The sequence below is a fragment of the Faecalibacillus sp. H12 genome (genome assembly GCF_013361255.1).
Classification (GTDB): Bacteria; Bacillota_I; Bacilli_A; order Erysipelotrichales; family Coprobacillaceae; genus Faecalibacillus; species Faecalibacillus intestinalis.
This window is the reverse complement of sequence record NZ_JABWDK010000046.1, coordinates 1-12575: the sequence shown is the minus strand read 5'-3', so window position 1 is coordinate 12575 and position 12575 is coordinate 1. Positions and strand designations below refer to the sequence as shown.

The 12575-nt window shown below is 34.0% G+C and carries 7 protein-coding genes; all 7 read left to right on the top strand.

The window, feature by feature from the left end; all coding sequences use genetic code 11:
• The first annotated feature begins 196 nt into the window (after nucleotides 1–196).
• The 7 genes from rpoB to HUU89_RS13785 all read left to right on the top strand — a co-directional run bounded on the left by rpoB (nucleotide 197) and on the right by HUU89_RS13785 (nucleotide 12443).
• Nucleotides 197–3802, top strand: coding sequence for a DNA-directed RNA polymerase subunit beta (gene rpoB / locus HUU89_RS13815; protein ID WP_052010783.1), 3606 nt, complete (start codon nucleotides 197–199; stop codon nucleotides 3800–3802).
• Nucleotides 3803–3816: 14 nt separating this feature from the next.
• Nucleotides 3817–7476, top strand: coding sequence for a DNA-directed RNA polymerase subunit beta' (gene rpoC / locus HUU89_RS13810; protein WP_032089401.1), 3660 nt, complete (start codon nucleotides 3817–3819; stop codon nucleotides 7474–7476).
• Between the two features lie 160 nt (nucleotides 7477–7636).
• A complete protein-coding gene (gene rpsL / locus HUU89_RS13805) occupies nucleotides 7637–8050 on the top strand; it encodes a 30S ribosomal protein S12 (RefSeq protein ID WP_022002417.1) in 414 nt (137 codons plus the stop codon).
• A gap of 25 nt (nucleotides 8051–8075) precedes the next feature.
• Nucleotides 8076–8546, top strand: coding sequence for a 30S ribosomal protein S7 (gene rpsG, locus HUU89_RS13800; RefSeq protein WP_022002418.1), 471 nt, complete (start codon nucleotides 8076–8078; stop codon nucleotides 8544–8546).
• 33 nt (nucleotides 8547–8579) lie between these two features.
• The gene (gene fusA, locus HUU89_RS13795; RefSeq protein WP_117783348.1) at nucleotides 8580–10655 is read left to right on the top strand and encodes an elongation factor G; all 2076 of its coding nucleotides are present in this window, start codon (nucleotides 8580–8582) and stop codon (nucleotides 10653–10655) included.
• Between the two features lie 92 nt (nucleotides 10656–10747).
• Entirely contained in the window at nucleotides 10748–11932 is a 1185-nt protein-coding gene (tuf, locus tag HUU89_RS13790; protein WP_032089391.1) for an elongation factor Tu, read from the top strand.
• A 202-nt stretch (nucleotides 11933–12134) separates the two neighbouring features.
• On the top strand, nucleotides 12135–12443 hold the full coding sequence (locus HUU89_RS13785) for a PTS lactose/cellobiose transporter subunit IIA (protein WP_022002421.1): 309 nt from the start codon (nucleotides 12135–12137) through the stop codon (nucleotides 12441–12443).
• Nucleotides 12444–12575 lie beyond the last annotated feature (132 nt).

Sequence of the window (12575 nt, the reverse complement as noted above, 5' to 3'; positions counted from 1 at the left end):
AAGACTAAAATCCACTTTGTCATATCTAAAGTGGAATTTAACTTTTCACTTTAGATTTTTATTTTTTATAAAAAAAGGTATTGACTTTTTTGAAACCTTTATCTAAAATACAATAATGACTATTAATATTTAAAATCAAGCGTTTTTGTGCGCTCAAAAACAGTTTAATAGAGATAAAGAAGGGTGGAGTTAATTCGTGGAAAAGCATACAACTACAGCAAAAAGCAAGATTACTCGTCGTAATTACTCTAGGATTTCAGGATCTTTAGAGTTACCAAATTTAGTAGAAATTCAAACAAATTCCTATAAATGGTTTAAAGAAGTAGGAATTAAAGAAGTATTTGATGATATCTACCCAATTACAAACTTTAATGAAACTTTATCATTAGAATTTGTTGATTGTGCCTTTGATGAACCAAAATATTCCGTAAACGAAAGTAAAGATCGTGATGCAAATTATGCAGCACCAATTCGTGCTACTTTACGTTTAATCAATTCAGGAACTGGTGAAATTAAAGAACAAGAAGTATTTATGGGTGATTTCCCATTAATGACTGATTCAGGAACTTTCATTATTAATGGGGCAGAACGTGTTATTGTATCTCAATTAGTACGTTCACCAGGGGCATACTTTGCTGATGCCATTGATAAAAGTGGTAAAACTGTCTTTGAAGGTAGTATTATCCCATCAAGAGGGACTTGGTTAGAGTTCGAAAATGATGCAAAAGATGTTTTAAATGTTCGTATTGACCGTAATAGAAAAATCCCAGGAACAGTTTTATTACGTGCTTTAGGACTTTCTAGTAATGAAGATATTATTGATGTTTTTGGTGATCATGAATTTATTTTGAACACTTTAGCAAAAGATAATACAACAAACACAGAAGAAGCTTTAATTGAAATTTATAATAAATTAAGACCAGGAGAACCTGCTACATTAGAAGGTGCTACAAGCCTTTTATATACTAGATTCTTTGATCCTAAACGTTATGATTTAGCTAAAGCTGGTCGTTTCAAATTTAAGAAAAAATTAAGTTTATTAGATCGTATTGCAGGACGTGTTCTTGCTGAAGATGTTAAAGATATTGATGGTAACGTTGTTTGTACAAAAGGAACAGTTATTACAAATGAAGTTATTGATACATTAAGACCTGTTTTTGAAGCAGGTGCACACACTGTTGAAATGAAAACTAATCCTAGATTAGAAAGTAATGGTGTATTACAAGTAGTTCATGTTTATGTTGATGAATCACGTACTAAAGTTATGAAAGTAATTGGTACAGATTTATCATTAAATTGTAAATATGTTACAATCTCTGACATGATTGCAGCATATTCATATATGTTAAACTTAGTTGATATTTTCAATTCTTATGATTTAGCACCTGAAGATAGAGTATCTCATATGGCTCGTATAGGTTTATTAGATGATATCGATCATTTAGGAAATAGACGTGTACGTTCTGTAGGTGAATTAATTCAAAACCAATTCAGAATTGGATTATCAAGAATGGAAAGAGTTGTTAAAGAAAGAATGTCATTATCTGAAGTGGATTCAGTAACACCACAATCTTTAACAAATATTCGTCCATTAACTGCCGCAATGAAAGAATTCTTTGCGTCATCACAATTATCACAATTCATGGATCAAATTAACCCATTAGCCGAATTAACAAATAAACGTCGTTTATCTGCATTAGGGCCAGGTGGTTTATCAAGAGACCGTGCAGGATATGAAGTCCGTGACGTACATGCTTCCCATTATGGAAGAATTTGTCCAATCGAAACTCCTGAAGGTCCAAACATCGGGTTAATTTCAACTTTAGCATCTTATGCTAAAATCAATGAATATGGATTTATTGAAACTCCATATCGTAAAGTTAATAAATGTGTTATCGATGAAGACGATGTACGTTATTTAACTGCTGATGAAGAAAAAAATTACATTATTGCACAAGCAAATGTACAAACATCTGATGAAGGTGAAATCTTAGATGAACAAGTTATCGCCCGTCATTTAGGTGAAAATATTATGGCTAAAAGAGAAGATGTTGATTTTATCGATATTTCTCCAAAACAAATCGTTTCTGTTGCCACTTCATGTATTCCATTCTTGGAAAACGATGATGCAACTCGTGCTTTAATGGGTGCCAACATGCAACGTCAAGCTGTACCTTTATTAAATCCACATACACCATTTGTTGGGACAGGTATGGAATATCAAGCTGCAAGAGATTCTGGAGCAGCTTTAGTAAGTAAACATAACGGTACTGTAAGTTATGTAGATGCTAAACGTATTGAAATCGTGGATGATGAAGCAGTTGTTCACAAATATCGTTTAACAAAATTTGCTATTTCAAATGCAGGAACTTGTATCAACCATAAACCAATTGTTAAAGTTGGAGAAGAAGTTGTTGTTGGTCAAGTATTAGCTGATGGTCCAGCAATGGAACAAGGTGAATTAGCATTAGGACAAAACGTGTTAGTTGGTTTCATGACATGGAATGGTTATAACTACGAAGATGCCGTTATTATGTCTGAAAGATTAGTAAAAGAAGATGTATATACATCTATTCATATTGATGAATATTCAATTGAATGTCGTGATACAAAATTAGGACCTGAAGAAATTACAAGAGATATCCCTAACGTTGGGGATGAAGCACGTAAAAACTTAAATAGTGATGGTATCATCATGATTGGTGCTGAAGTTAAAGAAGGAGATATCTTAGTTGGTAAAGTTACTCCAAAAGGTCAAGCTGAATTATCAGCAGAAGAAAAATTATTACTTGCAATCTTTGGTGAAAAGTCAAGAGAAGTTAAAGATAATTCATTAAGAGTTCCTCATGGTGGGGCTGGTATCGTTCATGATATTAAAATCTTTGATCGTAAAAATGGTGATGAATTACAACCAGGTGTTAACCGTGTTGTTAAAGTTTATATCGTTCAAAAACGTAAAATCTCTGAAGGAGATAAAATGGCTGGACGTCATGGTAATAAAGGGGTCATTTCAAAAATCTTACCAATCGAAGATATGCCACACTTAGAAGATGGTACACCATTAGATATCATGTTAAATCCATTAGGGGTTCCATCTCGTATGAATATCGGACAAGTATTAGAGTTACATTTAGGTTATGCAGCTAGACAATTAGGTTTATATATTGCTACTCCTGCTTTCGATGGTTTACATCGTGAAGACTTAGAAGCATTAATGAAAGAAGCAGGAATGAATGAAGATGGAAAACAACCTGTTATTTCTGGACGTACGGGTGAATATTTTGATTCTCCTGTATCTGTAGGTATTATGTACTTCGTTAAATTATCACACATGGTTGATGATAAATTACATGCACGTTCAGTAGGACCTTACTCATTAGTTACTCAACAACCACTTGGAGGTAAAGCTCAAAACGGTGGACAAAGATTTGGGGAAATGGAAGTTTGGGCACTTGAAGCTTATGGTGCTGCTTATACACTTCGTGAAATCTTAACTGTTAAATCTGATGATGTTGTTGGACGTGTTAAAACATATGAAGCTATTGTTAAAGGACAACCAATGCCAGAACCAGGATTACCTGAATCATTTAGAGTATTAAAGAAAGAATTACAAGCATTAGCATTAGATATTCGTTTATTAGATGAAAATGATCAAGAAATTGATGAAAGAAATATCGAAGATGAAGAAAGACGTTTCCCAAGATCAATTGAAAAAGAAGATGTAAACGAAGAAAAAGAAGTTGTTACTGATGCTATGAAATCTGAAGAATTAGTTGAAACTGAAGAAAGTGAATCATTATAAGGAGGGAATAGAAAATGGCAAATACTAATAAATTTTCATCAATCCAAATTGGATTAGCATCTCCTGAAAAAATTCGTGAATGGTCTTATGGTGAAGTAAAAAAACCTGAAACGATTAACTATCGTTCTCAAAAGCCTGAAAAAGATGGTCTATTCTGTGAAAGAATCTTTGGACCATCTAAGGATTGGGAATGTAGTTGTGGAAAATATAAGAAAATTAGATATAAAGGTGTTGTATGTGATCGATGTGGTGTAGAAGTTACTAAATCTGCAGTACGTCGTGAACGTATGGGACATATTGAATTAGCTACACCAGTAGCACATATTTGGTATTTAAAAGGTATTCCATCAAGAATGGGATTAATCTTAGATATGTCACCAAAACAACTAGAAGAAATTATTTATTTTGTTTCTTATGTTGTTATTGATAAAGGAACTACACCTTTAGAATACAAACAAGTATTATCTGAAAGAGATTATCGTAAATGTTATGAACAATTTGGTCATACATTTGAAGCTCAAATTGGGGCTGAAGCGATTCAAACTTTATTAAAACAAGTTGATTTAGATGCAGAATTTGAACTTGTATCTAAAGAATTAAAAGAAGCTCAAGGACAAAAACGTACTAAATTATTGAAGAGATTAGAAGCTATTGAAGCATTTAGATCTTCTGATAATCAACCTGAATGGATGATTCTTGAAGCATTACCAGTTATACCACCTGATTTAAGACCTATGTTACAATTAGATGGTGGACGTTTTGCGACAAGTGATTTAAATGATTTATATAGACGTGTTATTACTCGTAATAATCGTTTGAAAAAATTATTAGAACTTGGAACACCTTCTATTATCGTTCAAAATGAAAAGCGTATGTTACAAGAAGCTGTTGATGCCTTAATTGATAATGGTCGTCGTTCTAAACCAATTACTGGTGCTGGTGGACGTGCGTTAAAATCATTAAGCCATACATTAAAAGGTAAACAAGGACGTTTCCGTCAAAACTTATTAGGTAAACGTGTTGACTATTCAGGACGTTCAGTTATCGCTGTAGGACCAGACTTAAAAATGTATCAATGTGGTATTCCACGTGAAATGGCATTAAGCTTATTTAAACCATTTGTTATCCATGGTTTAGTTGATCAAGAAATTGCTACAAATATTAAAGCAGCTGAAAGATTAATTGATAAAATGGATGATAAAATTTGGCCAATCGTTGAAGAAGTTATCAAAGCACATCCAGTATTATTAAACCGTGCGCCAACTCTTCATAGATTAGGTATCCAAGCATTCGAACCTAAATTAGTAGAAGGGCGTGCTATTCGTCTTCACCCATTAGTAACTCCAGCGTTCAATGCCGATTTCGATGGGGACCAAATGGCTGTCCATGTACCATTAGGTGAAGAAGCAATTCAAGAAGCAAGACAATTAATGTTAGGATCAACAAATATCTTAGGTCCTAAAGATGGTAAACCTATCGTTACTCCATCCCAAGACATGGTGTTAGGTAACTACTACTTAACATTAGAAGATGTTGGAGCAATTGGTGAAGGTACTGTCTTTGCTGATAGAAATGAAGTTGATCATGCATATTTTGCTAAAACTGTAAATCTTCATACAAGAGTTGCTATTAAAGCATCTGCATTACACAATGCAACATTTACAGAAGCTCAAAATAACAGTTATTTAATTACTACTGTAGGTAAAATTTTCTTTAATGATATCTTTGATGGACAATTCCCATTTATCAATGAACCAGGTAAAGAAAACTTATCTGGAACACCTGATAGATACTTTGTTCCAATGGGAACTGATATTAAATCACATATTGCTGCTCAACAACCAGTTAAACCATTAGGTAAAAAAGCATTAGGAAGCATCATTGATGAAGTGTTCAAACAATCTGCATTAACTGATACAAGTTTAATGCTTGATAAGTTAAAAGACCAAGGATTTAAATATTCAACAATTGCTGGTATTACAGTATCTGCTTATGATATCCAAGTGCCACAAGCTAAATTTGAAATCTTTGATAAAGCAGATCAAAAACTTGAACAAATTAAAACTTTCTATAATAAAGGTAAATTAACTGAAGCAGAAAGATACCAAAGCGTAATCAAATTATGGACTGGTGTTAAAGATGAAGTCCAAGAAGTCGTTCGTCAAGAGTTCGAAGCTGATGATCGTAACCCAATCTTCATCATGTCTGATTCAGGTGCCCGTGGATCACTTTCTAACTTCACTCAGTTAGTAGGTATGCGTGGATTGATGTCAAATCCAAAAGGGGAAACAATCGAGTTACCAATCAAGTCTGCCTTCCGTGAAGGTTTAACAGCATCAGAATTCTTTATTTCAACACACGGTGCCCGTAAAGGTTCTACAGATACAGCCTTAAAGACTGCCGATTCAGGTTACTTAACAAGACGTTTAGTAGACGTTGCTCAAGAAGTTATTATTTCTGAAGAAGATTGTGGAACAGATAGAGGATTCGTTGTTACTGAATTATACAATACAGATGACAATACTGTAATTGTTCCATTATATGACCGTTTAGTTGGTCGTTATTCACAAAAAGATGTTTACCATCCAGAAACTAAAGAATTATTAGTTGCTGCAGGTGAAATCTTTACTGAACAAAACGCTAAAGTTGTTTGTGATGCAGGTATTAAAGAAGTTGAAATTCGTTCAGTTCTTGGCTGCGTTGCTAAAGGCGGAGTTTGTAAAAAATGTTATGGTCGTAACTTAGCAACAGGTAATGTTGTTGAATTAGGTGAAGCTGTTGGGGTTATGGCTGCACAATCAATCGGTGAACCAGGTACTCAGTTAACAATGCGTACTTTCCATGATGGTGGGGTTGCCGGTGGTGCCGATATCACTCAAGGGTTACCTCGTATTCAAGAATTATTTGAAGCACGTAATCCAAAAGCTAAATCAATTATTTCTGAAATTGATGGTGAAGTATCAAATATTATTGATAATGCAGGAAGAATGGAAGTTGTTGTTTCTAACGATTTAGAAACAAGAAGTTACTTAACTCCATATGGTGCAAAATTAAGAGTTAATGTTGGTGATGAAGTACGTATTGGTGATAAAATCACTAAAGGTTCTATTGATCCAAAAGAATTATTAAATGTAGCTGATACAGAAGCTGTTGAAAAGTATATTATTAAAGAAGTTCAAAAAGTATATCGTATTCAAGGTATCGAAATTTCTGATAAACATATCGAAATTATCGTAAGACAAATGTTGAAGAAAATTAGAATTGTTGAAGGTGGAGATACTGGAACACTTCCTGGAACACATGTTAATGTAACTCAATTTACTGAATTAAATAGAGAAGCATTAAAAGAAGGAAAACATCCAGCTGTTGGTAGACCAATCTTATTAGGTATTACTAAAGCATCTCTTGAAACTGATTCATTCTTATCTGCAGCATCATTCCAAGAAACTACTAAGATCTTAACTGATGCATCAATTAAAGGTAAGAAAGATATGTTAAAAGGATTAAAAGAAAATGTATTAATTGGTAAATTATTACCAGCTGGTACAGGATTTAGAGGTCCTTTAAAATCACCTGAAACATTAGCAAAAGAAGCTGAAGAAGCAAAAGCAGCTGAACTTGCTAAATATGATTTATTAGATGATAATCATGAAAATCTTGGAGATCAATTATAAAAAAATAGGCTTAGGCCTATTTTTTTTATATTTTTTAATTTTTTTGTTGACATTATCATTTTAATACTATAATATATTGTCAGTGCCCTGATTGGGTGCAATATTTATTGATTAAATATGAAACACCCGGTATTGTGTGTTATCAAGAAAGGAGAAAGAAATGCCTACAATTAACCAATTAGTAAGACAAGGTCGTACTGATAAAACAACAAAATCAAATTCACCTGCTTTAAATAGAGGTTATAACTCATTAGCTAAAAAAGCTACATCAACTAAATCACCTCAAAAGCGTGGTGTGTGTACTCGTGTTGCTACTATGACACCTAAAAAACCTAACTCGGCTTTACGTAAATATGCCCGTGTTAGATTATCAAATGGTATGGAAGTAACTGCATATATTCCAGGAATTGGACACAACTTACAAGAACATAGTGTTGTTTTAATTCGTGGTGGTCGTGTTAAAGACTTACCAGGGGTTCGTTACCATATTATCCGTGGTACAATGGACTGTGCTGGAGTTAACGATCGTAAACAAGCACGTTCTAAATACGGTGCTAAAAAACCAAAAGCTTAATTAATACTTATAGGAGGAAATATATATGTCAAGAAAAGGACGAGTTGCTAAAAGAGACGTTCTACCTGATCCAGTGTATAACTCTAAAACTATTTCTAAACTTATCAACAACATTATGTTAGATGGTAAAAAAGGTGTTGCTCAAAACATCTTATATGATGCGTTTAAAAAAGTAGAAGAAAAAACTGGAAACCCAGCTATGGAAGTCTTTGATCAAGCAATTAACAATATTATGCCAGTTCTTGAACTTAAAGTAAGACGTATTGGTGGGGCTAACTACCAAGTACCAGTTGAAGTTTCTTCAGAAAGAAGAATGACTTTAGGTTTAAGATGGTTAGTAAACTACTCTCGTTTAAGAAACGAAAAAACTATGGTTGATCGTTTAGCAAACGAAATTATTGATGCTTCAAACGGAACAGGTGCTTCTGTTAAGAAGAAAGAAGATACTCATAAAATGGCTGAAGCTAATAAAGCATTCGCTCATTTCCGTTGGTAATATAACGGCTAAAATTTTGAAGGGAGAAAACAAATGGCTCGTGAATTTTCGTTAGAAAAGACTCGTAATATCGGAATCATGGCTCATATTGATGCTGGTAAAACAACAACAACTGAACGTGTCCTTTATTACACTGGTAAAATCCACAAAATTGGTGAAACTCACGAAGGTGCTTCACAAATGGACTGGATGGAACAAGAACAAGAACGTGGAATCACAATCACTTCAGCAGCTACAACTGCTCAATGGAATGGGTATCGTGTTAACATTATCGATACACCAGGCCATGTAGACTTTACAGTCGAAGTAGAACGTTCTTTACGTGTATTAGATGGTGCTGTAACTGTATTAGATGCAAAAGCTGGTGTAGAACCACAAACTGAAACAGTTTGGCGTCAAGCTACTACTTATGGTGTACCTCGTATTGTATTCGCTAATAAAATGGATGCAACAGGTGCAGATTTCATTATGTCATTAGAATCTTTAGAAAAGAGATTAGGAGTACAAGGTGTTGCAATTCAATTACCTATCGGTGCTGAAGATACTTTCGAAGGAATCATTGACTTAATTAAAATGAAAGCTGTTTATTTTGAAGGAGCAAAAGGTGAAAATGTAATTTACAAAGAAATTCCTGAAGAATATATGGCTCAAGCTGAAGAATACCGTGCTAAAATGTTAGATCAAGCAGCAACTTATGATGATGATCTATTAATGAAAGTTTTAGAAGGTGAAGAAGTTACTGAAGAAGAAATTAAAGCAGCAATCCGTAAAGGAACATTAGCTGTAGAATTATTCCCAGTATTATGTGGTTCAGCTTACAAAGATAAAGGTGTTCAACCAATGTTAGATGCAGTAATTGACTTTTTACCTGCACCAACTGACATTCCTTCAATCAAAGGTACTGATGAAGATGGTAATGAAGTAGAAAGACATGCATCAGATGATGAACCTTTCTCAGCATTAGCATTCAAAATCATGGCTGACCCATTCGTAGGAAAATTAACTTTCTTCCGTGTATATTCAGGTACATGTCAATCAGGAAGTTATGTATTAAACTCTACAAAAGATAAAAAAGAACGTTTAGGTCGTATTCTTCAAATGCATGCGAACAAACGTAATGAAATTGATGAAGTTTACGCTGGAGATATCGCTGCAGCTGTAGGTTTCAAAAACACAACAACTGGGGATACTATCTGTGACGAAAAGAATTTCGTTATCCTTGAAAAAATGGAATTCCCTGAACCAGTTATCCAATTAGCTATCGAACCAAAAACTAAACAAGATCAAGATAAGTTAAGTAATGGTTTAATTAAATTAGCTGAAGAAGATCCAACATTCAAAACATTTACTAACCCTGAAACTGGAGATACAGTTATCGCTGGTATGGGTGAATTACACTTAGACGTAATCGTTGACCGTTTAAAAAGAGAATTCAAAGTAGAAGCTAACGTTGGTGCTCCACAAGTTGCTTACCGTGAAACAATCACTCAAGCAGCTGAATGTGAAGGTAAATATGTAAAACAATCTGGTGGTCGTGGACAATACGGTCACGTATGGATCAAATTTGAACCTAATGAAGGTAAAGGATTTGAATTCGTTGATGCTATCGTTGGTGGGGCTGTCCCAAGAGAATATATCAACTCAGTAAAAGTAGGTCTTGAAGATGCACTTGAAACTGGTATGATTGCTGGATACCCTGTATTAGACGTAAAAGCTACATTATTTGATGGTTCTTACCATGATGTCGATTCATCAGAAATGGCATATAAAGTAGCTGCAAGTTTAGCACTTAAAAATGCTGCTAAAAAATGTGGTCCTGTATTATTAGAACCAATTATGGCAGTAGAAGTAACTGCTCCTTCTGAATATTTAGGTAGCGTTATGGGTGATATTTCATCTAGACGTGGTATGATCGAAGGACAAGAAGAAAGAGGAAATGCTGTTTCAGTTCAAGCATCTGTACCATTATCAGAAATGTTCGGATACGCAACTGATTTAAGATCATTTACTCAAGGTCGTGGAAACTATACAATGCAATTTGATAGATACGAAGCTGCACCTAAATCAATTAGAGAAGAAATCATCAAGAAAAATGGTGGAAATGTATAATCTACATTAAAATCAAATAAATATTGATTTTTTCGAACAAATAAACTAGAATGTTTATTGTAAAAAATTAAAAAATAGGAGGAACCTTAACAATGGCTAAGGAAAAATTTGACCGCTCTAAAGCGCATGTAAATATCGGAACTATTGGTCACGTTGACCATGGTAAAACAACTTTAACAGCTGCAATCACTACTTGTCTTGCTAAAAAAGGACAAGCTGCTGCAATGGATTATGCTTCAATCGATGCTGCTCCAGAAGAAAAAGAACGTGGTATCACAATCAACACTGCACACGTAGAATATCAAACTGAAACTCGTCACTATGCACACGTTGACTGTCCAGGTCATGCTGACTACATCAAAAACATGATCACTGGTGCTGCACAAATGGATGGTGCTATCTTAGTAGTTGCTGCTACTGATGGACCAATGCCACAAACAAGAGAACACATCTTATTATCTCGTCAAGTAGGTGTTCCATACATCATCGTATTCTTAAATAAATGCGATATGGTTGATGACGAAGAATTAATCGACTTAGTAGAAATGGAAGTTCGTGAATTATTAAATGAATATGACTTCCCAGGTGATGATACTCCAGTAATCAGAGGATCAGCATTAAAAGCATTAGAAGGAGATCCTAAATGGACTCCAGCTATCGACGAATTAATGGAAGCTGTAGATACTTATATCCCAACTCCAACTAGAGACGTTGATAAACCATTCTTAATGCCAGTAGAAGACGTTTTCACAATCACTGGACGTGGAACTGTTGCTACAGGTAGAGTAGAACGTGGACAATTAAACTTAAATGACGAATTAGAAATCGTTGGTATCAAAGAAACTCAAAAAACAGTTGCTACTGGTATCGAAATGTTCAGAAAATTATTAGACTATGCTGAATCTGGAGATAACATTGGTGTATTATTACGTGGTATCAACCGTGATCAAATTCAACGTGGACAAGTATTAGCTAAACCTGGTTCAGTACATCCACATACTAAATTCAAAGGTCAAGTATATGTATTAAGTAAAGATGAAGGTGGACGTCATACACCATTCTTCGCTAACTATAGACCACAATTCTATTTCAGAACTACTGATATTACTGGTGTAATCGAATTACCAGAAGGTACTGAAATGGTAATGCCTGGAGATACTGTAGAATTAACAGTTGAATTAATTCACCCAATCGCAATTGAACAAGGAACTAAATTCTCAATTCGTGAAGGTGGTAGAACTGTAGGTTCTGGAAACATCTCTGAAATTATTGAATAATAATTTTAACGAAAGGTCCTTCGGGACCTTTTTATATTTAATCATTTTTTATTACGAATGTTTCTTATTTGTAGTAAATGACTTTTTGTTCAAAATAGTGCTTTATCTAACGAAAGCGCTTGAATAATAGATATGACTTTGATAAAATAATAGTGCAGATGTAAGTAGTCTGAATATTTGTTTATAGAAGGAGATAATAAAAATGGATCAACAAGAACAAATCGTAATTAACTTAATTGTTAATGCTGGTAGCGCACGTAGTTCAGCTATCGAAGCAATTCAATATGCAAAAGCTGGAGATATCGAAAAAGCTGAAGAATCTTTAGGAAACGCTAAAGAAGCAGTTAATGAAGCTCATCATTCACAAACTGAAATGATTCAAGCTGAAATTAGAGGAGAAAAAGCACCATTAAGCTTATTAATGGTACATGCTCAAGACCACTTAATGACATCATTATTATGCATTGACTTAGCTCAAGAATTCGTTGATGTTTACAAAAAAATTGGTTAATTATAAAAAGAAGCTCTAATATGTTATTTAAAAGTCTAACTTAATGTTAGGCTTCTTTTTTTTATAGAAATAAGTATATCTTTGGAGCGATGATGAAAGTCTCACTGATCAATGATGGACCAACAACGATCA